The 26,505-nt window shown below is 64.1% G+C and carries 27 protein-coding genes; 14 read left to right on the forward strand and 13 right to left on the reverse strand.

Annotation, left to right across the window (positions count from 1 at the left end; translation table 11 throughout):
* Nucleotides 1-77 precede the first annotated feature (77 nt).
* Complete coding sequence (rnd, locus tag CHB97_RS09200; protein ID WP_089287657.1) at nucleotides 78-1,232, forward strand: ribonuclease D; 1,155 nt, start codon at nucleotides 78-80, stop codon at nucleotides 1,230-1,232.
* 80 nt (nucleotides 1,233-1,312) lie between these two features.
* Here the strand turns inward: rnd and CHB97_RS09205 are convergent, their stop codons facing one another.
* Together CHB97_RS09205 and CHB97_RS09210 are read right to left on the reverse strand one after the other, a co-directional pair.
* Nucleotides 1,313-1,756, reverse strand: coding sequence for a type II toxin-antitoxin system VapC family toxin (locus tag CHB97_RS09205; RefSeq protein ID WP_089287658.1), 444 nt, complete (start codon nucleotides 1,754-1,756; stop codon nucleotides 1,313-1,315).
* Entirely contained in the window at nucleotides 1,743-1,988 is a 246-nt protein-coding gene (locus tag CHB97_RS09210; protein WP_089287659.1) for a hypothetical protein, read from the reverse strand. Before CHB97_RS09210 ends, CHB97_RS09205 begins: the two co-directional genes overlap by 14 nt.
* A gap of 493 nt (nucleotides 1,989-2,481) precedes the next feature.
* Here CHB97_RS09210 and CHB97_RS09215 point away from each other — a divergent pair, with 493 nt between their 5' ends.
* The 4 genes from CHB97_RS09215 to CHB97_RS09230 all read left to right on the forward strand — a co-directional run bounded on the left by CHB97_RS09215 (nucleotide 2,482) and on the right by CHB97_RS09230 (nucleotide 7,886).
* Nucleotides 2,482-3,456, forward strand: coding sequence for a DMT family transporter (locus CHB97_RS09215; protein ID WP_089287660.1), 975 nt, complete (start codon nucleotides 2,482-2,484; stop codon nucleotides 3,454-3,456).
* A gap of 2 nt (nucleotides 3,457-3,458) precedes the next feature.
* On the forward strand, nucleotides 3,459-4,361 hold the full coding sequence (locus CHB97_RS09220) for a DMT family transporter (protein ID WP_089287661.1): 903 nt from the start codon (nucleotides 3,459-3,461) through the stop codon (nucleotides 4,359-4,361).
* Nucleotides 4,362-4,663: 302 nt separating this feature from the next.
* The gene (gene glgX / locus CHB97_RS09225) at nucleotides 4,664-6,871 is read left to right on the forward strand and encodes a glycogen debranching protein GlgX (RefSeq protein WP_089287662.1); all 2,208 of its coding nucleotides are present in this window, start codon (nucleotides 4,664-4,666) and stop codon (nucleotides 6,869-6,871) included.
* Entirely contained in the window at nucleotides 6,864-7,886 is a 1,023-nt protein-coding gene (locus tag CHB97_RS09230) for a two-component system response regulator (protein ID WP_089287663.1), read from the forward strand. Before glgX ends, CHB97_RS09230 begins: the two co-directional genes overlap by 8 nt.
* Nucleotides 7,887-7,916: 30 nt before the next feature.
* On the opposite strand, the gene CHB97_RS09235 is transcribed toward CHB97_RS09230, so the two are convergent.
* Complete coding sequence (locus CHB97_RS09235) at nucleotides 7,917-9,209, reverse strand: hemolysin family protein (RefSeq protein ID WP_089287664.1); 1,293 nt, start codon at nucleotides 9,207-9,209, stop codon at nucleotides 7,917-7,919.
* Between the two features lie 211 nt (nucleotides 9,210-9,420).
* Here CHB97_RS09235 and CHB97_RS09240 point away from each other — a divergent pair, with 211 nt between their 5' ends.
* Nucleotides 9,421-10,257: a hypothetical protein gene (locus CHB97_RS09240; protein WP_160105716.1), complete on the forward strand. Its 837-nt coding sequence runs from the start codon at nucleotides 9,421-9,423 to the stop codon at nucleotides 10,255-10,257.
* An 87-nt stretch (nucleotides 10,258-10,344) separates the two neighbouring features.
* Here CHB97_RS09240 and CHB97_RS09245 read toward each other — a convergent pair whose 3' ends face one another.
* Together CHB97_RS09245 and rho are read right to left on the reverse strand one after the other, a co-directional pair.
* Complete coding sequence (locus CHB97_RS09245; protein WP_089287666.1) at nucleotides 10,345-10,638, reverse strand: hypothetical protein; 294 nt, start codon at nucleotides 10,636-10,638, stop codon at nucleotides 10,345-10,347.
* A 439-nt stretch (nucleotides 10,639-11,077) separates the two neighbouring features.
* Nucleotides 11,078-12,346, reverse strand: coding sequence for a transcription termination factor Rho (gene rho, locus CHB97_RS09250; RefSeq protein ID WP_089287667.1), 1,269 nt, complete (start codon nucleotides 12,344-12,346; stop codon nucleotides 11,078-11,080).
* Between the two features lie 680 nt (nucleotides 12,347-13,026).
* Here rho and CHB97_RS09255 point away from each other — a divergent pair.
* The 3 genes from CHB97_RS09255 to CHB97_RS09265 all read left to right on the forward strand — a co-directional run bounded on the left by CHB97_RS09255 (nucleotide 13,027) and on the right by CHB97_RS09265 (nucleotide 14,671).
* Nucleotides 13,027-13,647, forward strand: a complete 621-nt coding sequence (locus tag CHB97_RS09255; RefSeq protein WP_160105718.1) for a response regulator transcription factor — start codon at nucleotides 13,027-13,029, stop codon at nucleotides 13,645-13,647.
* Nucleotides 13,637-14,158, forward strand: coding sequence for a hypothetical protein (locus tag CHB97_RS09260; RefSeq protein WP_089287669.1), 522 nt, complete (start codon nucleotides 13,637-13,639; stop codon nucleotides 14,156-14,158). Before CHB97_RS09255 ends, CHB97_RS09260 begins: the two co-directional genes overlap by 11 nt.
* Nucleotides 14,159-14,326: 168 nt before the next feature.
* Nucleotides 14,327-14,671, forward strand: coding sequence for a hypothetical protein (locus CHB97_RS09265; RefSeq protein WP_089287670.1), 345 nt, complete (start codon nucleotides 14,327-14,329; stop codon nucleotides 14,669-14,671).
* 61 nt (nucleotides 14,672-14,732) lie between these two features.
* Here the strand turns inward: CHB97_RS09265 and CHB97_RS09270 are convergent, their stop codons facing one another.
* Nucleotides 14,733-15,035, reverse strand: a complete 303-nt coding sequence (locus tag CHB97_RS09270; protein WP_089287671.1) for a DUF1244 domain-containing protein — start codon at nucleotides 15,033-15,035, stop codon at nucleotides 14,733-14,735.
* Between the two features lie 188 nt (nucleotides 15,036-15,223).
* On the opposite strand from CHB97_RS09270, the gene CHB97_RS26345 reads away from it, so the two are divergent.
* Entirely contained in the window at nucleotides 15,224-15,400 is a 177-nt protein-coding gene (locus CHB97_RS26345; protein WP_160105720.1) for a hypothetical protein, read from the forward strand.
* Here CHB97_RS26345 and CHB97_RS09275 read toward each other — a convergent pair.
* Complete coding sequence (locus tag CHB97_RS09275) at nucleotides 15,363-16,184, reverse strand: N-formylglutamate amidohydrolase (protein WP_089287672.1); 822 nt, start codon at nucleotides 16,182-16,184, stop codon at nucleotides 15,363-15,365. The two genes, CHB97_RS26345 and CHB97_RS09275, sit on opposite strands and share 38 nt — an antisense overlap.
* 135 nt (nucleotides 16,185-16,319) lie before the next feature.
* On the opposite strand from CHB97_RS09275, the gene CHB97_RS09280 reads away from it, so the two are divergent.
* Nucleotides 16,320-16,892 (forward strand): MOFRL family protein, encoded by a 573-nt coding sequence (locus CHB97_RS09280; RefSeq protein ID WP_200819873.1) that lies wholly within the window; start codon nucleotides 16,320-16,322, stop codon nucleotides 16,890-16,892.
* Here CHB97_RS09280 and CHB97_RS09285 read toward each other — a convergent pair whose 3' ends face one another.
* On the reverse strand, nucleotides 16,893-18,014 hold the full coding sequence (locus CHB97_RS09285) for an alkaline phosphatase D family protein (RefSeq protein WP_089287673.1): 1,122 nt from the start codon (nucleotides 18,012-18,014) through the stop codon (nucleotides 16,893-16,895).
* 69 nt (nucleotides 18,015-18,083) lie between these two features.
* Entirely contained in the window at nucleotides 18,084-20,348 is a 2,265-nt protein-coding gene (locus CHB97_RS09290) for a TonB-dependent receptor (protein ID WP_089287674.1), read from the reverse strand.
* A 254-nt stretch (nucleotides 20,349-20,602) separates the two neighbouring features.
* Between CHB97_RS09290 and CHB97_RS09295 the strand changes: the two genes are divergently transcribed.
* The gene (locus tag CHB97_RS09295; RefSeq protein ID WP_089287675.1) at nucleotides 20,603-21,472 is read left to right on the forward strand and encodes a 50S ribosomal protein L11 methyltransferase; all 870 of its coding nucleotides are present in this window, start codon (nucleotides 20,603-20,605) and stop codon (nucleotides 21,470-21,472) included.
* Nucleotides 21,473-21,634: 162 nt separating this feature from the next.
* On the opposite strand, the gene CHB97_RS09300 is transcribed toward CHB97_RS09295, so the two are convergent.
* On the reverse strand, nucleotides 21,635-22,258 hold the full coding sequence (locus tag CHB97_RS09300; RefSeq protein WP_089287676.1) for a LysE/ArgO family amino acid transporter: 624 nt from the start codon (nucleotides 22,256-22,258) through the stop codon (nucleotides 21,635-21,637).
* Nucleotides 22,259-22,350: 92 nt separating this feature from the next.
* Here CHB97_RS09300 and CHB97_RS09305 point away from each other — a divergent pair, with 92 nt between their 5' ends.
* Nucleotides 22,351-22,824: an Lrp/AsnC family transcriptional regulator gene (locus CHB97_RS09305; protein ID WP_089287677.1), complete on the forward strand. Its 474-nt coding sequence runs from the start codon at nucleotides 22,351-22,353 to the stop codon at nucleotides 22,822-22,824.
* A complete protein-coding gene (locus CHB97_RS09310; RefSeq protein ID WP_089287678.1) occupies nucleotides 22,821-23,714 on the forward strand; it encodes a DMT family transporter in 894 nt (297 codons plus the stop codon). Before CHB97_RS09305 ends, CHB97_RS09310 begins: the two co-directional genes overlap by 4 nt.
* Nucleotides 23,715-23,870: 156 nt before the next feature.
* Here CHB97_RS09310 and CHB97_RS09315 read toward each other — a convergent pair whose 3' ends face one another.
* The 3 genes from CHB97_RS09315 to fsa form a co-directional block, all read right to left on the reverse strand.
* A complete protein-coding gene (locus CHB97_RS09315; protein ID WP_089287679.1) occupies nucleotides 23,871-24,833 on the reverse strand; it encodes a tyrosine recombinase XerC in 963 nt (320 codons plus the stop codon).
* 4 nt (nucleotides 24,834-24,837) lie between these two features.
* The gene (locus tag CHB97_RS09320) at nucleotides 24,838-25,569 is read right to left on the reverse strand and encodes a DUF484 family protein (RefSeq protein ID WP_244559472.1); all 732 of its coding nucleotides are present in this window, start codon (nucleotides 25,567-25,569) and stop codon (nucleotides 24,838-24,840) included.
* 70 nt (nucleotides 25,570-25,639) lie between these two features.
* Nucleotides 25,640-26,320 (reverse strand): fructose-6-phosphate aldolase, encoded by a 681-nt coding sequence (gene fsa / locus CHB97_RS09325; protein ID WP_089287766.1) that lies wholly within the window; start codon nucleotides 26,318-26,320, stop codon nucleotides 25,640-25,642.
* Nucleotides 26,321-26,505: the final 185 nt, after the last annotated feature.

Below are 26,505 nucleotides of genomic sequence, written 5' to 3' on the forward strand. Positions count from 1 at the left end.
CCGATACCTATACGCATGACCGCTTGCTGAATATCGCCATTCGACAGCGGCAAAGGGCTGTTGTATCAATGGCCCCCATGACTCTGATCACGACCACCGACGACCTTTCCGCCTTTATCGACCGTATCCGTGACGCCGAATACGTCACCGTTGATACGGAGTTCATGCGGGAAAAAACCTATTATCCCCAACTCTGCCTGGTGCAGGTGGCTGGCCCCGATGATGCCGCCGCCATCGACCCGCTGGCGCCGGGGATCGACCTGTCGCCGCTGTTCGCGCTGATGGATGATCCCAAGGTGTTGAAGGTGTTCCATGCCGCCCGGCAGGATCTGGAAATCTTCTATCACCTGACCGGCAAGATCCCGACACCGCTGTTTGACACGCAGGTGGCGGCCATGGTCTGCGGCTTTGGCGACAGCGTCGGGTACGAGACGTTGATCACCAAGCTGACCCCGGCGCGCATCGACAAATCCAGCCGCTTCACCGACTGGTCGCAGCGCCCGCTGACCGACCGGCAGCTGACCTATGCCCTGTCGGACGTGACGCATCTGCGCCCGGCTTACGAGAAAATCCGCGCCAAGCTGGCCCGTACCGGGCGGGCGGAATGGCTGACGGATGAAATGGCCATCCTGACGGAACCGGCGACATACCGCACCGAACCGGAAGACGCATGGAAGCGCCTGAAGGTGCGGACGGAAAAGCCGCGCTTCCTGGCCATTCTGAAGGAAGTGGCGGCCTGGCGGGAGCGGGAGGCGCAGCGCAAGGATTTGCCGCGCAACCGCGTGCTGCGGGATGAGGCGCTGGTGGAAATCGCCGCCCATGCCCCCACCAATGCCGACGATCTGGGCCGCACGCGCGGGCTGGGCAGCGGCATGGCGCAGGGCCGCTATGGCACGGAAATCCTGGCCGCCGTACAGACGGCGCTCGCCATCCCCGACGCCAAACTGCCCCGCTCGGAACCGCGCGTGGAACCCCCGCCCGGCATCGCCCCGATTGTGGAGCTGTTGCGGGTGCTGTTGAAAATGGTCTGCGACGATAATGAAGTGGCCAGCCGTCTGGTCGCCAATTCCGCCGACCTGGAAGCCATCGCCGGCAATGATGATGCCGATGTCATGGCCCTGAAAGGCTGGCGCCGCGACCTGTTCGGGGAGGCGGCATTGAAGCTGAAACGCGGAAAACTGGCGCTGGCGATCACCGGGAAAAAGGTGAAACTGGTGGAGTTGGAGAAGTGAGAAAAAGGGGCCGGGTGAGACCGGCCCCTTTTTTGTTGGGGAAAGGCAACTTTCCCCAAAGATACAGGCTCCGCATCGGATCAGTGGAACCCGTTCAGTAACAATACGCGTCCCGCCAGGGTAGGATGTGCCGCCGTGATGGCGGCAAATCGTCGATCCGCTGTCACAACCGGGCAGCCAACGGCGAGTGCGACCGCCAGATAGGCGCAGTCATAAACGGTGTGCTGTAAATCCTGCGCCAGGGTAAGCGCTGGTAACACCGTGTCAGGGGCCATGTTTACGAGTTCCAACGGAGCATTGGCCAAGTCGCGCCAAGCATCAGCGACGGCAGCGCGGGTCATTTCACGCCGCTTGGCCTTCATTGCCAGCACATTTGCCGTTTCCACCCAGAACAGGCCGGGCACGATCAGCCGTCGTCCCGCAATTAAAGCGACAGCATCATCGGAGTCGGATTCATCCACAACCCATTTCACCCCGATGCTGGCATCCACCACCAGGGTCGGCGGGAGATCAGCAACGGCCATCACGCGCCTCACGCACAAGATCGGCGCTGTCTGTTTGTGGGATGTCTCCGGTGCGCGCTTTGGCCCGGCTTCTCAGGCCAGTTGCCCAGTCGATCGGCCGCATCGGCAAGCAAGCCTCTGCAATGATGGCCCGCGCTTCCGCTTCGATGCTCCGCCCGCTTTGCGCAGCCCGGCGGCGGAGTGCCTCATGCACCTCATCCTCGATACCCCGCAATGCAAGCGCCTTCACCATGTCACCACCCGTTTCGATATCAATGATATCAACTTAGGGATACCGACCCGTCTTTTCAAGCTAGCCTTGAAATTGTTGTCCGCCCCATCGAGACCATGCGTCCCCCCACCCCCAAGTAAGGAAAGCCCCCTACCCGCCCCGCCCCTTTCCCGATTCCTCACCCCCGTCACCACCACCCCCGATAGGGCTGCGGAGAACGTTCCGGAATCATCTGCGGAACGAAGCTGAATCAACGCGGGCTCCCCCGCCGGGGCACGTTCCCGCCGCCACCCCACCTATCCTTACTTGGGCCCCACAGCATCACCGGAAAAAATGGCCCCGGTGGTGACACCAGGGCCAGGTCATTCTCGATCATGCCCTGAACATTGGCCTCGTCCATGGAGACGGTACGGTCCTGAAGCCAGCCCCATGGTCACCGCAGGGGCGACATGCGGCGGTGTGGCTGTCCGCCAGGGCGGTAGCGGCGTATTTTTAGGCAGAGGCGCTGGCAAGCATGGCCAACGCCGACCCTTGCCGTCTGGTCTGCCTCCCCATGTCCGCCGCCCCCTCCACCGCATCCGCCGGGTTCTCCCAGGAGGAGAATTTTCCGTTGGGTATCCTGTTGGCCTTCCTGGCCTTTGCCGGCTACAGCATCATGGATGTGACGGTGAAGATGCTGGTGAAGCATTACGCCGTGCCGCAGGTCATCGTCTTCAACAGCCTGTTCGCCTTCATCCCCATCATTCTCTATGCCCTGAAAACCGGCGGGCTGTGGCGCAACCTGCGTACCCGCCGGCCGCAATTCCATGCTGCCCGCGCGTTCTGCGGCATCTGTTCGGGTTTTCTGGGCTTCTATGCCTATTCCCAGATGCCGATTGCCGATGTCTATGCGCTGGCCTTCACCGCACCCCTATTCATCACCGCCCTGGCCGTGCCGGTGCTGAAGGAACAGGTGGGCTGGCGGCGCTGGACCGCCGTGGGCATCGGCTTTCTGGGGGTGATGGTGATGCTACGGCCCGGCAGCGGGCTGTTGAATCCGGCGGCCTTTGCCGCACTGGGCGGGGCGTTTTTCTATTCCATCGGCATGTTGATTTCCCGGCTGATGCGCGGCACGGAAAGCAGCGTCTCCTTCGCCTTTTATTCCACGCTGGCCAGCACCCTGGTCTATGGCAGCATGATGCCCTGGTTGGGCAAGATGCCGACATGGCCGCATCTGGGCCTGTCGGCCCTGGGCGGCACCTTTTGCGGCATTGCCTTTGTCTGTCTGCTGACGGCGTTTCGCAAGGTGCCGGCCGCCGTGGCTGCCCCGTTCCAATATACCCAGATCATCTGGGGCGTACTGTATGGCTATGCCTTCTTCGGGGATATGCCGGATCACACCCTGTTCATCGGCGTGGCGATCGTGATTTCGTCGGGCCTTTACATCCTGTACCGAGAAACGCGGCTGGGCCGGCAGGTGGCCGCCCAGCCGGTGGCTGAGGGGGCCTGAGCATGGGCGGCAAATCACTGATCGGCATTGCCTGGTTCCAGGTGGCGATTCTCTGCTTTGCGGTGATGGATGCCGCCATCAAGTATCTGACGGCCGATTTCGGCACCTGGCAGATCATGTTCTTCCGGGGTTTCTTCTCCCTGATCCCCATTGCCATGTTGACGGCGCGGTCGGGCGGGCTGGGCACGCTGCGCACCAGCCACCTTTTATCGCATGTCGGTCGGGCCCTGATCGGCATCGCGGCCGCCTTCTGCTTCTTCTATGCCTATTCCATCATGCCGCTGGCCGATGCCTATGCCATCGCCTTTGCCGGACCGTTGTTCATGACGGCCCTGTCAGTGCCGGTGCTGAAGGAAAAGGTGGGCTGGCGGCGCTGGCTGGCCGTGCTGGTGGGGTTTGCCGGCGTCATCGTCATGCTGCGGCCGGGACAGGGCATGTTGACGCTGACGGCCCTGGTGCCGCTGGCCGCTGCCGCCTTCTATGCGCTGACCATGCTTTATGTCCGGGTGCTGGCGCGGACGGAAAGCAATGCCGCCATCACCTTCTATTTCGTCACCACCATGTCGATCATGGCGACCATCGCCATGATCCCGGAATGGCGCACGCCACAGGGCTGGCAATGGCTGCTGCTGATCATGGTGGGGGTGATCGGCGGCGTGGCGCAGATCGCCTTCACCCAGGCCTTCCGGCTGACCAGCCCGTCGCTGCTGGCCCCGTTCGAATATACGGCGATGATCTGGGCGGTGCTGTTCGGTTATCTCCTGTTCGGTGATATTCCGGATAAGGCCATCTGGATCGGCGGCGCCATCGTGGTGGCGGCCGGGCTGTACATCATCCACCGCGAAACCGTGCTGCACCGGCAGGTCGCCAGCCACAGCCGCGCCGCCGGGGAAACGGGAAGGTAATACGCTGTTGCCATGATCAGACCCTATCGGTTCTGCTCATGGCCCTCAAACGCCGGCGCCAGCCTCCGCTGGCTTGGCTTCACGCGGCACGTGCCGCGCGGCGGCGGTCGCCGCCGGACCAAGTTGCGATGAGGTGCACTCATCGCAACTTGGTATACCCCTTCCCCCTGGGTTGAAGCCGGGTTATGCGGCACTTGCATAAGCAGGGCTTGGCGCAGCCCCCGGCTGTTGGCATTGTGCATTGCATGGAAACACCGGCATCAAGGTCGGTGGTGGGGCGTCATGAAGGGGCAGGGTCGGGGATGCGAACAACAGGGGCTGCGCGTAGCACCGTCTGGCCGGGTCGTCCCCATCCGCTGGGGGCCACCTGGGACGGTTTCGGGGTGAATTTCGCCCTGTTTTCCGCCCATGCCGAAAAGGTGGAGCTCTGCCTGTTCGCCAGCGATGGCGTGCGGGAGATTGAGCGGATCACCCTGCCGGAATGCACCGATGATGTCTGGCACGCCTATCTGCCTGATGCGCGGCCCGGCCAGCTTTATGGCTATCGCGTGCATGGGCCCTATGACCCGTCACGCGGGCACCGGTTCAACCCCAACAAGCTGTTGCTGGACCCCTATGCCAAGGCGCTGGAAGGGCCGATGCGCTGGTCGGATGCGCATTTCGGCTATCGCGTCGGGGCGGCCAAGGAAGATCTCTCGCTGGACCGGCGCGACAATGCGCGCGGGATGCCGAAATGCCGGGTGATCGACCCCGCCTTCACCTGGGGCAGCGAACGCCGCCCCAGCATCCCCTGGACCGACACCATCATTTATGAGGCGCATGTCCGGGGCCAGACGCTGAACCATCCCGACGTGCCGCCCGGAATGCGCGGCACCTTCAATGGTCTGGCCAGCCAGGCCATGATCGACCATCTGAAGGGGTTGGGCGTGACGGCGGTGGAGCTGCTGCCCGTCCATGCCTTCACCGATGACCGGCATCTGGTGGAACGGTCGCTGCATAATTACTGGGGCTATGCCAGCATCGGCTTTTTCGCGCCCGAGCCGCGCTATATGACCGGCCGGTCAACGCGCGAATTCAAAAGCATGGTGGCCCGCCTGCATGATGCCGGGATCGAGGTGATTCTGGATGTGGTCTATAACCACACGGGCGAGGGCAACCATCTGGGCCCCACCCTGTCCTTCCGCGGCATCGACAATGCCAGCTATTACCTGCTGCAACCGCAGGATAAGCGCTTCTATCAGGATCATACGGGCACGGGGAACACGTTGAACCTTGCCCACCCCCGCGTGTTGCAGATGGTGATGGACAGTCTGCGCTATTGGGTGGGGGAAATGCATGTCGATGGTTTCCGCTTCGATCTGGCGACATCACTGGCGCGCGAGGCGCATGGTTATGACCCCGGCAGCGGCTTTCTGGATGCCGTGCGGCAAGACCCTTTGCTGGCCGGCGTGAAGATGATTGCGGAACCGTGGGATATCGGCCCCGGCGGCTATCGCGTCGGGCAATATCCCTCGGGCTGGAGTGAGTGGAACGACCGGTTCCGCGACACCACCCGCCGATTCTGGCGCGGCGATGAAGGGATGCTGCCGGAACTGGCGGCGCGCCTGACCGGATCAGCCGACCTGTTCGACCATGGGCACCGCCGCCCCTGGTCCAGCATCAATTTCGTCACCTCACATGATGGCTTCACCCTGGCCGACCTCAACGCCTATGAGGTGAAGCATAATGAGGCCAATCAGGAAGCCAACCGCGACGGGCACGACGGCAATTTCTCCGCCAATTATGGGGTGGAGGGGCCGACGGATGACCCCGCCATCCTGGCCCTGCGCCACCGGCAGGCCCGCAACCTGTTGGCTACGCTGCTGTTTTCCCAGGGCACACCGATGATCCTGGGCGGGGATGAGCTGTTGCGCAGCCAGCAGGGCAATAACAACGCCTATTGCCAGGACAACCCGGTGAGCTGGACCGATTGGGAGGGGACGGGCATCACCGGGCGGGCGATGACCCGCTTCGTCGCCCGCCTGACCGCCTTGCGCCGCCAGCACCCGGTGCTGCGGCGCGGGCGTTTCCTGCATGGGCGGGAGGTCTCAGCCAACGGCGTCAAGGATGTCACCTGGATCAACCCGCAGGGTACCGAAAAGGCGCCCGAACAATGGCGCGACGGTCAGGCCCGGTGCCTGGGCCTGTTGCTGAACGGGCGGGCGGGTGTGCATCCGGGCCATGATGGTGCGCCGCTGCTGGACGAGGTGCTGCTGCTGATCGTCAATGCCACGCCAGAGCCGGTTTCCTTCACCTTGCCTGCAGTGCCAGGGGGCAATGGCTGGCACTGCCTGCTGGATACCGGTTCCGCCACGGGGGAACCGACGGCCAGCCCCGGCCCGCTGCTGCCGGTGACCGGTCAGCCCGTCAGCCTGCCCGGCCGCAGCTGCTGGCTTTATCAATTGGTGGATAATATCGCGGACCCGGCCATTGCTGCCGATCTCGGTCCGGAAGGGTCGGCCCATGCCTGATATCGATTTCCGTCCCGTGCAGGTGATGATCGTCGACAAGGACAGCAATACGCGCCGCCTGCTGCGGGGCATTCTGTCCCGGCTGGGCATCGACAAGATCACCGATTTCCCCAATACCAATGATGTGCCGGCAGCCCTGCTGGCCAGCCCGCCGGACCTGCTGTTCATTGATGCCGACGCGGCGGAGCCGGAGGGGCTGCGCTTTGTGCAGAATCTGCGTCATGCGCAGCAGCCGCATAATCCCTTCCTCTGCATCATCGCCATGACCTGGCAGCCCACCCAGCCGCTGATGATGCGTTTCACCGCATCAGGCGCCGATGATCTGATGGTAAAGCCGTTCAGCGCCAAGCAGGTGCAGGACCGGCTGACCAACCTGATCGACGGGCGCAAGGGCTTTGTCGTCACCGCCGATTATATCGGCCCGGATCGGCGGCGGCAGCCGCGGGAGGGGCTGCAGATCCCCCTGTTCAACGTGCCCAACAGCCTGCGCCTGAAGGTAACCGGCCTGTTCGACAAGGCCCGCATCAACGATGCCGTGGCCGACGCGCTGGAGGCCATCAATGTTCAGAAAGTCGTGCGCGGCGGTTTCCAGCTGGCCTTTCTGGCCGATTTTGCTGCGCCGGGCGCCAGTGCCGGCGGCGACAAGATGGCGGCCGACCATCTGCTGCGCATCGGCCCGGTGCTGGATGATCTGATGCGACGGCTGCGGCCGGATTCGGACCTGCGGCCGACGCTGGAAACCTACGCCACCACTATCCGCGCCACGCTGGAGGCCTTCAAGGCGGCGCCGGACAAGCCGGCCGGCGGGATGCCGGCCCTGCTGGCCGCCGCCATCGGCATCGCCGCCGCCACCTCCCGCCGGTCCAACATTGCCGTGGTGGAACAGGAGGTGCGGGGGGCGGTGACCAGCTATCGTAACCGTCTGGCGGAAATCGCCCAGGCCAAGGCCGCCCCGGCCGCAGCGGCGGCACCAGCCGGGGCACCGGCAGAAAAAGAGGTTGAGGCACGGGGGTAACCCCCCGTCATCCTGTCCTTTATGAGGTCACTATGCCGCCCCGATGGGGGCCACCAGCACCTTGTCGATGCGGCGGCCATCCATATCCACCACTTCGAACCGGTAGCCATCATGCTCCACCAGTTCGCCGGCGGTGGGGATATGGCCGAACTTGAACAGCAGGAAACCGGCCAGCGTGTGATAGCCGCTTTCCTCGTCCCGCAGGCTCTTCAGCCCCAGATGGGCCTCCACCTCTTCCACGGCCATCATGCCGTCGATCAGCAGGGAACCATCGGCGCGGCGGACGATATCGGCATCTTCATCACCAATATCCGGCAGTTCGCCGGCAATGCCTTCCAGCACGTCGGTCAGGGTGGCAATCCCTTCCACCGAGCCATATTCATCCACCACAATGGCCATCTGCTCGCCCGACTGCTTGAACAGTTCCATCAGGCGCATCACTTCCGTGCCGTCATGTACCACCAGCGCATCGCGCACGGCGGGGCGCAGATCGAGCGGTTCGCCTTCCAGCATCCGGTGCAGCAGATCCTTGGTGTGGACAATGCCCAGCACATCATCCAGGTCACTGCGGCAGACCGGCAGGCGGGAATGCCCGCTCTCCCGGATATCGCGTTTGATATTGTCCAGCTGATCGTCAATATCCAGCCACATCACCTCCGGCCGGGGCGTCATGATGGACCGCACGGTGCGATCGGCCAGACGCATGACGCCTTCGATCATGCGCTTTTCATCCGGATCGAAGACACCGCTGGCCGTGCCCTCGGCAATCAGGCTCTTCACCTCTTCTTCGGTCACCGTCTGCTCGGCCTTTTCCGGCACCCGCAGCAGCCTCAGCATGGTTTCCGTGGAAGCGCCCAGCAGCCAGACGAACGGCGCCGTGGCCTTGGAGAGAGAGCGCATGATGGGGGCGGCGAAGGTGGCAATGCCTTCCGCATTGTTGAGTGCCACGCGCTTGGGCACCAGTTCGCCGACGATCAGCGACAGATAGGTGATGGCGATAACCACCAGGGCCAGGGCCGCTTCCTGACCATAGCCTGCCATGCCCGGTAGTTCATCAATCCACGGCCCCAGCCGGGCGGCCAGAGTAGCGCCACCAACGGCGCCATTGATGACACCGATCAGCGTGATGCCGATCTGCACCGTGGAAAGGAAGCGCGAAGGATCTTCCTGCAGGGCGAGGGCAACGGTGGCGCCGCGCCGCCCCTCCTCCGCCATCTGCTGCAAGCGGATCTTGCGGGCCGAGACGACCGCCAGTTCCGACATGGCAAAGAAACCGTTGAGGAGAATGAGGAACAGGACCGCGGCGAGTTCGAGCGAAACCATCTTCTGCGTTATGTGACGCGAGCCAGGAGGCGGCCCGCATCTGCCATCCTAACGCATTGCGGCAGAAATGCGAGGGCGGTTGCAGCCTGAAAGCAAAATTGCCCGTCGGTTGATGCAACCAACGGGCGGGCAGCCCCGTTTCCTTCCCGCCATGCTCCCCGCCCATGGCTCCAGGCGGGGGAAATTATCCGCAAAGCCCAAGGGCACGCCCATGCCACACAGCAGCCAGCCATCCCCCACCGACATCCCGCTCAACAGCCCGGTCCGGCTGGGTTCCCTACGATTACCCAGCCGGGTGGTGATGGGGCCGGGGCTGCAGGGTCAGGCCGGTGCTGGTCATGTGCCATCGCTGGCAATGCTGGAACAGTACGCAGCCCTTGCCCCCAGGGCTGGTCTGCTGCTGACGGAGCCGGCCCATGTCGTACCGGACCCGACCCTGCATCCGGGCACCCCTGGCCTGTACAGCCCCGAACAGGCCGTCGCCTGGCGTGGCATCAGCGACACGGTGCATCAGGCCGATGGCCGCCTCGCGGCCCGCCTCTACCATGCCGATTGCTGGCGGATCGCCCAGGATGGTGAGAAACTCGCCGATCTGTTCGGTATCGCCGCCAACCGCGCCCGACAGGCCGGTTTCGATGCGGTGGAGATCGACGCGCTGGGGCTGACGGCAGGGCCGCATGGGCTGGCCGGGCGGCTGGGGCTGATCGTCGATGCGGTGGCAGAGGTGATGGGGTCGGCCCGCACCGGCGTGCGCCTGGGCCTGGGCGGGGCCTGTGCCCGCGGGCGGCCCGCCATGGCGGAGGTCCGTCTGGCCGAGGCGCTGGACCTGCTGGAGAAGGCTGGGATCGGCTTTCTGCATCTCCAGGTCGGCTGGGCACCGGACGAGGCTGTCGCGCTGGCCCGTGCCCTTTACCGTGGCAAGCTGATCGTCAATGCTGGCGCTGCCGGCTGCAGTCTGGTGGCCGAGGGGCTGGCGGACGCAGTGCTGCTGGCCAGCGGTCTCGCATCGTCCACCCCGGCCCCCTTGCCTGCCAGCGCAGCGGCGTAAAGGCTCCATATGAAAAACCCCCGTCCCGGGCAGGCCAGGACGGGGATTTTCAGGTGGCGATTATTCTTGATCGAAACAGCAGCCGCTTCAGGCCACGGCAAGCCCGCCGGGCTTGCCACAATCATTGCAGGCCATGCGGCTGGCGACGGTACGGACGATATCCAGCACCTCTTCGCGCTTCACGCCGTCGCGGGCCAGCAACAGATGCATGATCGGATCGTCCAGCAATTCGCCCAGGCTGGCCTCGCGGCGGTCGGCCTTGGCCAATTCGGGCAGGCTGATGCCCAGCATATGCTCGGCCACGGGTTTGGCATCGACAAACTGGCCCTCACGGCCGTGGGCGGTGCGGGTCTGCGCGGGATCGTTGATCATGATCGTCATCGCGGCTTCTCCCTCTGGTGTCTTTCGGCGGCGTTCCATGTTGGCTGCAACAACGCCTTCATCATGCGCCGGTTCCATGACAATCCAATGTCCAAAATGCCCCGTCGGGCGGCTATTTGGCCCAACCTATACTTCTGCGCCGGAACCATGCCGCTGGGCATAGACCGACCCTAGGCCGGGTCGGGGACGGGTGCCGTGATCCACATCACGCACCCGGTGACAAAAAGGAAAAAGCCGTCGCCGGCTGGAACCGACAACGGCTTTTTCCTGTCACCTCAAGAGTCATGGTTCATGGCTCTTGAGGTTTTTTATGTTCCCTCAGGCGCCAGGCGGCGGCATCCGCCGCCTTGGCTTGCGCGCCCATGGGGGCGCGGGCCAGCATTCGCCGGTCTCCAAGGGGCATGGAACACACCCCTTGGGATCGCAGAGCAGCCGAACCTTACTGGTTCATGCTGTCGAAGAAATCGTTGTTGGTCTTGGACTGTTTCAGTTTGTCGACCAGGAATTCCACGGCATCCTGCGGGCCCATCGGGTTGAGGATGCGGCGCAGAATCCACATCTTGGCCATGGTGCCGCGTTCGACCAGCAGGTCTTCCTTGCGGGTACCGGACTTTTGGATATCCAGCGCCGGGAAGATACGCTTGTCGGACAGCTTGCGGTCCAGCACGATTTCGCTGTTACCGGTGCCCTTGAACTCTTCGAAGATCACCTCGTCCATACGGCTGCCGGTATCGATCAGCGCGGTGGCGATGATGGTCAGCGAGCCGCCCTCTTCGATATTGCGGGCGGCACCGAAGAAGCGCTTGGGGCGCTGCAGGGCGTTGGCATCCACACCACCGGTCAGCACCTTGCCCGACGAGGGAACGACGGTGTTATAGGCGCGGCCCAGGCGGGTAATGCTGTCCAGCAGGATCACCACGTCGCGCTTGTGCTCCACCAGGCGCTTGGCCTTTTCCAGCACCATTTCCGTCACCTGCACGTGGCGGGTCGCCGGCTCGTCGAAGGTGGAGGAGACCACCTCGCCGCGCACGGAACGGGCCATGTCGGTCACTTCTTCCGGGCGTTCATCGATCAGCAGAACGATCAGATAGACTTCCGGGTGATTGGTGGCGATGGAATGGGCAATGTTCTGCAACATCACCGTCTTACCGGTGCGCGGCGGCGCCACGATCAGGGCGCGCTGGCCCTTACCCAGCGGGGCCACCAGATCGATGACCCGCGTGGTCATGTCCTTGCGGCCCTTGCCGTTATTATCGACCTCAATCTCCAGCTTCAGCCGTTCATCGGGATAAAGCGGGGTCAGATTGTCGAAATTGATGCGGTGGCGAACCTTGTCCGGATGGTCAAAATTGATGGTATTGACCTTCAGCAGCGCGAAATAGCGCTCCCCATCCTTGGGCGACCGGATCTGGCCTTCCACCGTGTCGCCGGTGCGCAGGCCGAACCGCTTCACCTGGCTGGGCGAAATATAGATATCGTCCGGACCGGGCAGGTAATTCGCCTCCGGGCTGCGCAGGAAGCCGAACCCGTCGGGCAGCACCTCCAGCACCCCCTCGCCATAGATCGGCACGTCATTTTCCGCCAACTGCTTGAGAATGGCGAACATCATGTCCTGCTTGCGCAGGGTGCCGGCATTCTCGATCTGCAGCTCTTCAGCGAAGGCGAGCAGTTCGGCGGGGGTTTTGGCCTTGAGTTCCTGGAGATTCATCGCGGGCTTATGGTGGCGGTCCCTGGGACCGGTTGCGGGAGGGCGGAAGATCGTCCTGATGGAAGGGGAGATAATCTGGAGCGCGCTGGCGATACCCGCCCCACCGTCAGTCGCCCCAGGGGCGGCAGCAGGGACCGGTCATGCCGGATCAATGATCCCGATAACGGATGGCAGACCGCCTTTGTTGCGGTCGGCCGGCAGCGGGCGGCATATCTGGGTGGAGTCGGATCGTGCAGCGTGTCACAGGGGGCAAGATCGGCCGGGATATCTGCGGAGGGGAAAGCACCACCGGCACGTCCCAGCCGAGGGTCAATCGGCCGAAGGGCAAACCGGTCGGATCAGAACAGGCGACCACCACATTCCCTGGCGGGAATGTCTCCCCTTGCACGGCACGACAGCGATGAAACCATCGCCAGACATGACGGCAGGCGGGTACGAAGATAAAACCCGCAGGGAACGGCTGCGCCAGCAGCTTTCTGAACAGATGGTTAGCCCAGCGTGCGGTTCAAGTCAAAGCAAAAGCGCCCGGTTGTGGCAAAAGGTGCCAATCCGTTGCCCAGCGGACTCACCGTCAGGACGAAAGCTGTATAAAAATGCGCAACCGGCAAATGCGGGCTATGCTTAAACGGTTGTTCCTGTAATATATGCACAAGGATAGGTCAGGGCTGGACGGTATGTCGATGCGTCTATTAATTGCCGATGATCATGAGCTGGTCCGTGATGCCTTACGCTCGCATTTCGAGCGGGAAGCACCGGGCACCATTGTCAGGGGTGTGGGCACCGTCAGTGAGGCGCTGAAGGCGCTGGATGATGGTATCGCCTTCGATATCCTGCTGCTGGATCTGCGGATGCCCGGGATGAACGGGCTGAATGGCTTGGTCCGCCTGCGGGAACGCTACCCCTCCCTGAAGATCGCCCTGATGTCGGGCGAAGCCAAGAATGAAGATGTGCGCCTGGCGCTGGCCCATGGTGCTGTCGGCTTCCTGCCCAAGACCCTGCCCGGCACAATGCTGCTGCAGGCCTTGCAGCGGATGCTGGCCGGTGAAGTCTTCGTGCCGGACAATATGGCGGAGACGGCCACCCAGGCCGACGGCAACGCGCTGAACGGCACCTTCACCCGCCGGGAGCGGGAGGTGCTGGATTTCCTGCTGAAGGGTCAGTCCAACAAGGAGATCGCCCGCGCGCTGGAGCTGGAGGAGGTGACGGTGAAGCTGCATATCCGGGGCCTCTGCCGCAAGCTGGGGGCGAAGAACCGCACCCAGGCGGCCATGCGCGCGGTGGAGCTGGGTCTTGCCCGCTGAAACGGGGAAGGCCGCCGTACCGGCCGATCTGCCCCGCGACCCCAACGGGTTGCCGCGCGGCTTCCGCCACGATCTGATCAACGCACTGAACGCCATCCAGGGCTTCGCCACCTTGCTGGAAGCGGATTTGCCGGAAGGCGACAGCCGCTCCTTTGCCAGCCGCATTCGGCAGGCCGGGGCGGAAGCGATGCGGCTGGCCGACATGATCCCGTCCAGCCCGAAGGAGACGGTGCGGGTGCTGATGGTGTCCAGCGCCAGTGATGCCGACATGCTGGTACTGGCGCTGGATGGTTTTGGTTGCGACATCACCCTGGTGGACAGCGTCAGCCGGGCCAATCAGGCCCTGGCGCGGGCGCCCAAGGCCTGGGATCTGGTGCTGGTGGAACCGGTTCTGGCCGTGCATGTGGAAGAGGCTGCCACAACAGCCGGGCTGCCACTGCTGACCCGTGATCCCGCCATGCCCGCCGCCTCCCTGGCCATCCTGCTGCGGGAGTCGGTCCAGCGGGGTTAACGTTCCGGATGGATGACGGCGTGCACAGATTGTGCTCCGCTGTCATCCCCCGGACACGGCGCTGCAATGCGCCAGCCCGTTACCGCGCCGCAATAAGTCGCTGTCCCCCGCCCCTGGATCGTGCCACAGTTGCCCTTGCTACCTTCGGGTTGACAAGAGAGGTGTCGCATGAAGACACACATCAAGGCACTGGGCGCCGGGATTTTCGCCGCTTCCATGATTCTGCTGGGCAGCATGGCGGCTGCGGCCGCCCCTTCCACCTGCACCATGCCGCAACTGAATGGCGGCACCGGCACGGATGCCGTCGCCGCCATCGACCGCGACCGCCAGGCACTCCTGCGATATGAAGCCTGCCTGGAGGAGGAGGAGCTTTATCAATCCTTGAGCGCCGGCTCGACGGAAACCACTGCCCGCCAGCGCCAAGCTGCCGCCAATCTCCGCCGCACGCTGGAGGCCTGGCAACAGACCCGCCGCGCTGCGGAAGAAGCCCGGTTGCAGCGCAAAGGGTCTTAAAAGACCCTTATCGACAGGGGGGAAGAGGTAGCACCAACCTCCCCCTTCCCCGATATGATGATCAATGCCCCCCGCCCTGCTGGCTGCTGTCAAAGGCACGCCGCTGTTCAGCCGTCGCCTCGCGCTGGTGCAGGCGCTTCCAGTCTTCATAGGGCATCCCATAGACGACTTCGCGCGCCTCATCATAGCTGAGGCTGTGCCCGTGTTCCTCCGCCGCTGACCGATACCATTTGGCCAGACAGTTGCGGCAGAACCCGGCGAGGTTCATCAGGTCGATATTCTGCACATCCGTGCGTTGCTGGAGATGCGCCACCAGCCGGCGAAAAGCGGCAGCCTCCAGTTCCGTCTGTGTCTGCTTGTCCATATTGCCTCCTGTATTGTCAAACTGGTCAAGATTTCATCACCTTTTCAAAACAAGGCGACGCGTCATCACAAAGTTTGGAATTTTCTTCCATTAACCACTTAATTTTGTTGTCGTCGGACACATCTTGGGGAAGTATCGATATTATATATGGTTTCGCTATGTCGAGTTCACCCGCCAGCGGAGGCCCCATGATCATCGATATGCGTACCCGCTTGCCCCAGGGGCATCTGGCCAATCACCTGGCCAATATCAACTTCCATGCTGAACAGTTGCGCCGTTCCAGCAATGAATTTTCAAACCTGGTGCAACAGCTCCAGGCGCTGGACTTTAATGGCCTGCTGCGGGCATTTGAGGCGGCGCGCTGACGGTCGAGGCCGCCAGCAGCGGCCCCAGCAGCCGGGCCAGACGTTCCCCCCAGGCCGCCGCCCCTGCCGCATCGGCAATCAGATCCTGACGGATTTCCAGCATCACGCTGGGAATGCCGGTCGGTTCTGGATGTTGGATGATGGTGTAATCGGTGCCGGTGCGGGCGCTGTAGGGTTCGTTGTCGCCCACGACAATGTCCCCTTCGGCCCGCAGCGCTGCCAGCAGGGGCAGGGCGATCCGGCCATCCTGGTTCCACAGCACCCCGACATGCCAGGGGCGCGCCACGCCGCGCATGGTCGGCGTGAAGCTGTGGATGGAAACCAGCACCGGCTGACGTCCGCCATGCCGGATCGCCGTCAGCCGGGCACTGATCGCCTGATGATAGGGATGGAACAGGGCATCCAGCCGCGCCTGCCGGGCAGCCGGGGAAATATCCACATTGGCCGGGATCGGTGTACCGTCACTGATGGTGGGCATACTGGTCGGGTCATCCGGGCGGCGGTTGCAATCCACCACCAGACGGGAATAGACGGTGAGGAGGGCGGCTGCATCCAGCCGCCGGCTCAGTTCCGCCGTCACCGCCGCCGCACCGATATCCCAACCGATATGCCGGTCCAGTTCTGCCGCCGGCACCCCGCCCAGGTCGCCCAGCGCCTGCGGCACCGAATTGCCGGCATGGTCGCAGACAAGCAGGATCGGGCTGGCCGATTGCGGGTTCAGCAGGCGGACGGGGGCCGGATCGGCCGCGGTCAGCAGGGGGGTGTCGAGAGGGGCTTCCAGCATGGTTCCCCAGCTTTAACGCATCATTGGGCGGCCGCAAAGGGGCGGCATCACACCTGCCTTGCGGAGCCAACTGCCCGTCACCGGTGTTTCATGAATGGTTCAGGGGAACCCGTCCCGCCATGGAGGAATAACGCCATGACCCAGACGCCACCCGATCTGCTGCGTCAGCTTTATCAGACGGCACTGGCCGCCAGTGCCGACCGGCAGCCCCACCCCTCCCGTGATCGGTCTGCCGCCGCCCTGTCAGCGGCCACAGCGATGGCCAGCGATCTGGGCCTGGAAACCATCCAGTTGGAGACCGTGCCGGATGCCGGCATCCCGGCCCTGGTGCGGCCCCATGCCGATCTGGCGCGGGCCACGCCGCCGGGCACAGTAATTTTCTCCAGCGCCAACCCGCACGGGTTGCGCGGCCAGGATAATCTTTCCCGCAACCTGTCCTATTTGCTGGGCCTGGGGCTGGCACTGGATGGCGCCCGCGACATCTGGGCGCTGGCTGCCGATACGGATGGTCTGGACAGTGGGGGCACGGCTGCCGGCGCCCTGCTGCACCCGGACAGCCTGTCGCGCGCCCTGGCGCTGGGGCTGGAACCGGGTGGCCTGCTGGAACAGGGGCAGGCGCCGCTCTTCTTCGCCAGCCTGGGCGATCTGCTGCCCCCCGCCCCGGCAGAGGCGCGGATACGGGATTTCCGCGCCATCCTGGTGCTGTAATCACCCGACCCGCAGATCGGCCAGCCGCAGGCCCTGGGCCAGTTGCCGCTGGCCGGCCACATCATGAATGCCGATCTGCACGGCACCCGCCGCCCAATCCACCTCGATCAGGCCGAAATTCTGTGACCGGTACGCCTCCCCCACCCGCCGGGCGTTGGGCGGCAGCACCGGCCACACCTCCGTCAGGCCAGAGGAGGTGAAGTCCCACAGCGGATAGGGGACATTCAGGTCCAGCCGGGAAAATTCGGCATAATGCGTATCGCCGGAAATGCAGAACAGGCCGTTGGCCCGCTTCTGGCGAATCACCTCGATCAGGCGCTGGTGATCATGGGTGAAGTTGATCCAGGCCTCCCAGCCGGGAAAATCGGAAACGACCTGGAGCGAGGAGGCCAGAATACGCAGGTCGGCCGGCTGGGCCAGCCGTTCTTCCAGCCAGCGCCACTGGGTCTCCCCCATCTGGCTGGCCCCATCTTCCGGCTGGCGTTCATAGGGACCGGGCACGGATTTGCCCGCCGCGTGGCGGGCCTTGGCCCAGGTCTCATAATCCTGCCCGCCCATATCGATGGTCTTCAACGGTGCCCGGTTCCAGCGCAGGTCCGGCAGGATGATCTGCAGGCGCTGGCCGGCGGGCCCGAACAGGTAATCGGTATAGATGCCATCGGCCCGGCTGCGGCGGATGCTGTCGGCCGGTTCGCCGAAGAAATCACAGAACAGGCGGCGGCTTTCCGCCTTCATCGGGTAATCGGCGCCGGCATCATTCTCGCCGAAATCATGATCGTCCCAGGTGGCGACGATGGGCACGGCGTCGCGCAGCTTGCGAAAGCCCGGCTTGGCCGCCAGCAGGGCATATTTGGCCTTCATGTCGTCGACATTGCGGGTGTCGAGATAGACATTATCCCCCAGCAGAATCATCAGGTCCGGCTTGGCCGCCAGAATGGCGTCCCAAATCGGCTGATCCTTGCTCTGATGCGCGCAGGAACCGAAGGCGATGCGGGTCGGCGTGACCGTCGGTGCCAGCCGTTTCACCGACTGGGCACCCACCTGGGGGGCCACGGTGGCAGCGGCGGAAAGGGCGGCCATGCCGGTCAGCAGGGTGCGGCGATCAAGCGGGGAACGGGACATCGGTTGCATCCTGACATGGGAAAGGCGCCGGGGAACGCATCCCCCGGCGCCTCTCGTAATAACCTGATTTTAGAACTGCTTCTTCAGGGAGATGAAGAACTGGCGCGGCGCGCCGGCCAGCATTGTCTGCGCCTGACCCGTCGGATCGCTGTTCACGAAACCGTTCGACCCAATGGTGGAGACATATTCCTTGTCGAACAGGTTGGTGACATTGGCCTGGATTTCCATGCCTTCCAGCCACGCCCCGCCTTCGAAACGATAGCCGACGGTGGCATCAACCAGCGCGTAGCTGTCCACCGAGCCATCATTCAGATAGGTGTAATAGCGCTTGGAGGTGTAGGACGCACCCAGCTTGCCGAACAGGTTGCCATCATCATAGGAAACCTCGCCCTTCAGCAGATGCTTGGGCGAGTTGACGACGGTCTTGTCCTTGGTGCGGATGGTGGTCGTCCCATCCAGCACATCGTCATCATAGGCGCTGTCATTGTAGGTGTAGGAGGCGAACAGCGACACTTCATCGGTCAGGTTATAGGTACCGGCCGCTTCCAGGCCACGCGTCGTCACGCTGCCGACATTCTGCAGGGAGGGCGGCAGACCCTGGATGCCGGAACCGACAGTGACGGTCAGCAGACGGTTGTCAAACTTCACATCATAGGCGGCAAGCACGCCCTGGAACCGCTCAACCCGGAAGCGCCAGCCCAGTTCAAAGGTCCGGCTGGATTCCGGTTCCAGCGTGCCACGGATCTTGTTGAAGGCTTCCGCCGTGGTGCTGAACGGCCCGCCAGTGCCCGACGATTCGAAGGCACGCATATTTTCGGCATAGGAACCGAAAATCTGATGCTGGTCGGTGATGTCGAACAGGAAGCCGGCCTGGGGCAGGAAATTATCCTCGGCCTTGATGGTGCCGGTCTTCACCGGGCCCGTCAGCGTATTGGCCTTGTTTTCCACATTGACCGACTTGAAGCCGGCATTGACGGTCAGCTGATCGGTGACCTTCCAGGCATCGGACAGGTGGAACTGCGTGGTCTTGGTGTTGAAGCTATATTCCCACTGGGTGAAGAACGGCCCGGTCTGGAACTGGGTGGAGGAACGGCCCGGCGAGGTGCGGTTCAGCCCATAGAAACGGCGGGCATGGTTGAAGTCATTATCTTCAAACCAGACGCCGCCATTGATCTTATGGTCGCCCAGCTCCACCGTCAGGCCGCCAATGCCGCCGAACCGCTCAATATCATATTCGGTGGTGCGGATGGAGATCGGGCCGCCGCCCGGCGTCTGGGTATAGGGGGTGAACCAGATGCCCTGGCCTTCATTCTTGTGGCCATAGCCGGTCAGGTCCAGCGTCACCACATCATTGATCGGGTAATTCAGGGTCAGGCCGCCGACCGTATCCTTGCGCAGACCGGCGGCATCATAATAGGCATCGTCCACCGTCTGCACCGGGGCCGGATAGGCGCCCTTGACATTGCCGTTATAGATATCGGCCACCTGAACGGCCAGACCCCAGTTCTTGGCGAAATTGTCCCAGTCATAGCCCAGGCGGTTGATCATCGACAGGGACAGATCCTGGTAATCATTCTCGCGCCGGTCGGACCAGTTGACCCAGCCCGTCAGCGTGCCTTCGCCAATCGGCTGCACCGCCTTGAAATTCAACTGGTCCTGGCGCTGGATGCCATCGCCCTTCCACTTTTCCGCATTCTGGCGGGTATAGCTGAGATAGGCGCGGGTGCCGGTGGACAGCTCCCCGGTTTCAAGGCGCACGAAGCCACGGCCGGTATTTTCCGACCCGAACATGCCGGCGACGGTGGCGCCGGCATCCTTGGACGGATCGCGGGAGGTGAACTGCACCGTGCCGCCCAGATTGCTGGTCGAGGCCGTAGCCAGCGAGCCCGCCCCCTGCGCCACCGTCACCGCCCCGACATTTTCAGAGCTGATGGCGCGGGAGATGTGCAGGCCGTTATGGTTGCCATAGGACATGTCGCCCAGCGGCACCCCATCCAGCGTGAAGCCCAGCTGGGTCTGGTTGAAGCCACGGATGCTGATGCGGGCCGACCATTCATAGGCGCCGAACGGATCGGCGGACTGGAAGCTGACGCCCGGCAGCTTGTCGATCGCCTTCAGCGGGCTGGTGCCCGGCGCTTCCAGCGCGATGGCGGCGGCGGTCACACCCTGGACCTGCCGGGCCTCACCACGGCCGAAAACGATAATCTCGTCGATCATTTCGGCCGCATCGGCCACCTGGGTCGCATCGGTAGCCGTGGTGGTCTGGGCCAAAGCCGGCGTGGCGGCGAACAGCAGGGCCAGCGCGGTGCCGGCCAGAAGGCGCTTGTCAGTCATGATGAGGCTTCCCTTACAACACCGCTGTTTGGCTTATATTGCGGCGCAGCATGGCGATAGCAGGGGAGCGTTTCAGGATTTTGACAGTCAAGTTCCTGAATTATTAACCTTATTCTCTCAACCCATGACCTGATCCGCCACCAAGGCGCGGCACGCCTGCGGCAAAGCTGCATTGAAGGCACCGCCCGCCCAAGCTAGAACAGGCATCTCGCAACCATTCACCAGACAATCCCGGACCAGGGGCGGAGAGTTTCATGCAGCCGATGTGGCGTGTCGCGTTCGAAGTGCCGGAGGCGCTGGTCCCCGTTTTCGCCGATATGGTGGAACCGCATGTTGATGCCGTTTCCACCTTCGAGCTGCAGGAAGGCGGCCAGTGGCTGATCGAATGCACCTCCTATAACGAGCCCGACACCAGCCGCATCGGCATGAAGCTGGCCGTGCTGGCCGCCGCCCATGGCATCGCCGAGCCGGAACTGACCAAGGAGCCGCTGGCCCCCATCGACTGGGTGACCCAGACCTATCTCAGCTTCCCGCCGATTACGGCCGGCCGCTTCTTCATCCATGGCAGCCACCATAAGAAGCCCGTACCCAAGGGCAAGATGGGGCTGCAGATCGAAGCCGCCATGGCGTTCGGCTCGGGCGAGCACGCCACCACCCAGGGCTGCCTGCGCGCCATTTCCGAACTGGCCGCCAAGGGGCGCATCAAGGATGCGCTGGATATGGGCTGTGGTTCCGGGATTCTGGCCTTTGCGCTGGCCAAGCTGGCCCATGTGCCGGTGATCGGCGTGGATATTGACGAACTGTCGATTGAGATCGCGCAGGAAAATGCCAAGCTGAACCGGGTGCATAAGCTGGTGAAGCTTTATGCCGCCAATGGCTATGCGGCGGAAGCCGTGCGCCGGCATGGCAAGTTCGACCTGATCGTCGCCAACATCCTGGCCCGCCCGCTGGCCAAAATGTCGCCCAGCCTGCGCCGCCACCTGCAACCGGGTGGTACGGTCATCCTGTCCGGTCTGCTGCACCGGCAGGAACCGCTGGTGATCAACGCCCACCGCGCCCAGGGCCTGCGGCTGGTCAAGCGCTTCCGCCTGGGTGACTGGTCCACCCTGGTGCTGAAGGGCTGATGCCCGGATGACCGCACCAGGGACAGGCGGTGACGTCGTCTCTTGCTCCCTCCCTGCCTCCCCCGCGAAAGCGGGGAAGGCACCTTGTTCCAGGGGACTATGTTGGCGCCTATGAGCGCCGACCGGGGCGCCCCGTGGAAGGGCGCTCCCTCCGCCTGCCCCTCAAATCAACGTCCGCACCGCACCCGCCAGCGCATAGAGCCCCAGGGCGGCCAGCAGGATGCCGGTGCCGATATTGATCCAATGCACACTGTTGCCCGTCACCCGGCGGCGCAGCAGGGTGACGCCGCCGCACAGGATGGCCCACCAGAGCAGCGATCCCAGAAAAATGCCCGCTACCAACGTGGCATCCTGTGCCGGCCCCTTGGTATGGCCGAAACTGACCACGATGGTGCCGATGCCCAGGATGGTCACCGGGTTGGTGATGGTGAACAACAGGCCCGTCGCCACCGACGCCGGCAGGTTGCCCGCCACCGGCACCGCCGTCAGCGGTTTGGGATCGCGCAGGAAACTATGGACAGCCACACCCAGCAGGAACAGGCCGCCCACGATCTGCAACACCAATATATTGCCGGTGATGATATCCAGCACGGCGGTGATGCCAAAGGCGGCAATGGCGCTGAAGCCGGCATCGGCGATGGCGGCCCCGATGCCGGTGGCGAATCCAGTCGCCAACCCGCGTTCCAGGCTGCGACGGATGCATAACAGGCCGGTGGGGCCAACCGGGGCGGCAATGATCAGGCCCAGCACCATTCCCCGCCACAGGATGCCCATTTCTTCCAGCAATCGACGCACTCCTGCAACAGGGTCAAGGCACTGTCACATCACCTTCACGCTGACGCATGACAGGCGGTTTTGGTTAAGGCAGGATAACGATCATGTCTGACCGTCATCCCCCCGCACACGACCCGCTGGACGAGATCAACCTGCACCTGCTGCGGGAGCTGCAGCGCGATGCAAGGCAATCTTTCGCCGATCTGGCCCGCCAGGTGGGGCTGACCGCCCCGGCCGTGGCGGAGCGGGTGCGCCGGATGGAAGCCTCGGGCCTGATACAGGGCTACCGGGCAGAGGTCAACCATGCCGCCCTGGGGCTGCGGCTGAACGGCTTTGTGCGCCTGCGCATCCTGCCCGGCCGGGATCAGGCGCTGGTGCGATTCGCCGCCAACCGGCCAGAAGTGCTGGAATGCCATCAGGTGACGGGGGATGAAAGCTATCTGCTGCGCATCGGTGCGCGCGATGTGCATCATCTGGACAGGTTGCTGACCCAATTGGCCGATTATGGTGCCACCCACTGTGTGATGCTGCTGTCCACCCAGGTGGAACACCGGGTACTGGAACCCTTGCCGGCATGAGCACGATCACCGCCGGGGCCAAGGGCCCCACCCTGCGCCGCGCCACCCTGGTGGGGGCCAGCGCCATCCTGATCTGGTCCACCCTGGCGCTGTTGACAGCACTGGCCGGGCCGGTGCCGCCCTTTCTGCTGGTGTCGCTGTCCTTCGGCGTCGGCGGGCTGGTCAGCCTCTGCCTGCTGCTGGTGCTGGGACGGCCGCTGACGCCGCTGCTGCGCCAGCCCTGGCCGGTCTGGGCGCTGGGGATCGGCGGGCTGTTCGGCTATCATTTCCTCTATTTCCTGGCCCTGCAATCCGCACCGGCGGCAGAGGCCAACCTGATCAATTATCTCTGGCCGCTGCTGATCGTCGTCTTCGCCGGGCTGCTGCCCGGTGAAAGGCTGGGCCGGGCGCAGGTGCTGGGGGCCTGCTGCGGGTTGGCCGGCACCTTGCTGCTGGTCACCGGCGGCGCGGGGCTGGCGGTGAAGGCAGAATATCTGCCCGGATATCTCTCCGCCGTTGCCTGTGCGGTCACCTGGGCAGGCTATTCGGTGCTGTCACGCCGGTTTGGCGCGGTGCCGACGGAGATCGTCAGCTTCTTCTGTCTGGCCACGGCCGCCCTTTCCGGCCTCTGCCACCTGCTGTTTGAAGTGACGGTCTGGCCGCAGGGCTGGGGCTGGGCCGTGGTGGCGGCCATGGGCATCGGGCCGGTGGGGCTGGCCTTTTTCGTCTGGGACCATGGGGTGAAGCGCGGCGATATCCAGACGCTGGGGGCACTTTCCTATGCCACGCCGCTGCTTTCCACCGCCCTGCTGATCCTGGCCGGCCGCGCAGCACCCAGCTGGGTGGTGGGTGCCGCCTGCCTGCTGATCGTCGGCGGCGCCGTGGTGGCGGGCCGGCGGCTGAGGGGCTGAGGCCACTTATACCAATCTCCCTTGATCGTGACCGATCCAGGGAGATTTCGTCTTCCCTCATGCGCCGGGCGCTGCCTCCGGCAGCTTGGCTTACGGCACCACGTGGTGCCGGGCCGGCGGTCGCCGGCCTCCAACCCGCCTAAAGGCGGGTTGGTATTACCCGTCCTTCCACACGGCCCTGGGATGGGCATTTTCATAGACGGACAGCAGCGTTTCCGCATCCACATCGGTATAGCGCTGGGTGGTGGACAGGCTGGTATGGCCCAGCAAATCCTGAATGGCGCGCAGATCGGCCCCGCTGCTCAGCAGATGGGTGGCAAAGCTGTGGCGCAGCGCATGGGGGGTGGCGCTGTCCGGCAGGCCCAGCAACCCACGCAGCGCCTGCATCGCCTTGCGCGCCACCGACGCATTCAGGCGGTCGCCCCGCGCCCCCAAAAACAGGGGCGCACTGCCCGGCAAGCGGAAGGGGCAGGCCTCCAGATAAGCCGCCACGGCCTGATGCACGGCCGGCAGCAGCGGCACCTGCCGTTCCTTGGCCCCCTTGCCCAGTACCCGCACCGTCTCCGCCCCCGGCGGCAGATCATGGCGGTTCAGGGCCAGCCCTTCGGAAATGCGCAGGCCGCAGCCATAGAGCAGGGTGAGCAAGGCCCGGTCGCGCAGCCCGATCCAGGGCGCTTCCGGCAACTCTGCCGCCGCATCCAGCAATTGCGCCGCATCAGGGGCGGTCAGCGGCCGGGGCGCTGGACGCTTGACCTTCGGGCTGGTCAGAATCTGGATGGCGGGATTATGCATGATCCCCTGCCGATCCAACCAGCGGAACAGGTTACGCACGCCGGCCAAACCACGGGCACGCGTCCCCGTCCCAGCCCCCTGCATGGCACGATCAGACAGCCAGGCGCGGAAATCCATCAGATCAAGCGCCGCCAGATCATTCAGCCCCGGTGCCCGCTCTCGGTAATGCGCGATGAAGGCCAGGAAACCCGCCAGATCGGTGCTGTAGGATTTCAGCGTTGCCGGGGCACAGCCCTTTTCATTGACCAGCCAGCGCTGCCAGCGGTCAATGGCGTCTGCCAGATCGGCCTGCGCGGCGAAACCCAGAAAGGGGGCCGGGCCCGCCATGCGCTCAATCCAGCCGCAGGGTAATGGCGCGTTCCACCACGCCGGCCAGGAAGACCAGCAGGTCGGTGGCCTGACCGGGATGGAACATGTCCGGTTCCATGGAACCGAAGGCCAGCAACCCCTCCGTGCCCTCGCCCATCTCCGTCGCGCCAAAGCGCAGGCGGACCAAAGCTTCCGACCGCACGGGGAATTCGCAATGGCCCCACAGGTCGGCCGCCCCAAAAATATCCCCGCGCAGCGCCACATCGGCCCGGCCCATCAGGCGGTTCACCGCCCCTGGCGGGGTCATTACCAGCCCGGCCGGGCCGGTCAGCGGGGCCAGCATGGCAATCTTGTCATCGGGATTTTCCATCACCAGCACGGCGGCATCCAGGTCCAGCAGCACCGCCAGATCGCCGGTCACGGCGCGCACCAGATCTTCCAGCCCTTGCGCCGCCAGCAGGTGCAGCACGGCGGCATGGACCCGTTGCTGGTTCAGGAAATTGGCACGGGTGGTCTCCAGCAATTCCCGTCGCTGGTCGGACAGGCGACCCAGCTCACCGCGCAGCTTTTCCAGCAGATAGTGCCGCATATCCACTACACCATCGCCATGCGAACCGGCGGGGGGGATCAGGTGCGGGATGACATCCGGCCGGCGGGCCAGGAAGTCCGGATGTTCTTTCAGGAATTCCGCCACATCATCGGCCGTCAACTCATCCATCGCGGCATTGGCGCTTGGATCGGGGCCGATGGTCATGAGCGCGAACCTTCCATGGCAGCAGAAAACAGGCCCCCTCCCCCGATTCCGGCGGAGGGGGCTGTATCACTTACTTACGAACCGGGATTTCCTGATCCAGGATCGACTGACCGGTCTTGGCCCAGTCGGAGACGAACTGAGCCAGACCCTTGTCGGTCAGCACATGGCCGGCCAGCTGGCGGATCACGTTCGGCGGCATGGTGGCAACATGCGCACCCATGCGGGCCGATTCCACCACATGGATCGGGTTGCGCACCGACGCCACCAGCACCTCGGTCGTGAAGGCCGGGTAGTTGGAGTAAATCTCGACGATTTCCTGGATCAGGGTCAGGCCGTTCTGGCCGATATCATCCAGGCGGCCGACGAAGGGGGAGATGAAGGCGGCACCGGCCTTGGCGGCCAGGATGGCCTGGGCGGCGGAGAAGCACAGGGTCACATTGACCATGGTGCCTTCATTGGCCAGCGTGCGGCAGACCTTCAGGCCGGCCGGCGTCAGCGGCACCTTGACCGCCACGTTCGGGGCGATCTTGGCCAGATGGCGGCCTTCCTTCAGCATGGTGTCGAAATCGGTGGCCGCCACCTCGGCAGAGACCGGGCCGCTGACCACGTCGCAGATTTCCGCAACCAGTTCGATGAAGTTGCGGCCGGCCTTGGCCACCAGCGACGGGTTGGTGGTCACGCCATCCAGCAGGCCGGTGGCGGCCAGATCGCGGATTTCGGCCAGATCGGCGGTATCGACAAAGAACTTCATGGCAAGGGCGTCCTGCACGAAAATGGGTGGGCACGCCCCAACCAGGGCCGCCACGATGGCGCGGACAATACCCAAAGCAGCATCCGCCCGCCAGCACTGCCCGCGCATGGCCCGGCGGCACCCGGTTCATGTTGCTATGCAGCATAAGGGCGGCTGCCATGGGGCCAGGGGGCATTCAAGCGACC

Origin of the sequence: Azospirillum sp. RU38E (assembly GCF_900188385.1) — a bacterium.
In the GTDB taxonomy this organism is placed as follows: Bacteria; Pseudomonadota; Alphaproteobacteria; order Azospirillales; family Azospirillaceae; genus Niveispirillum.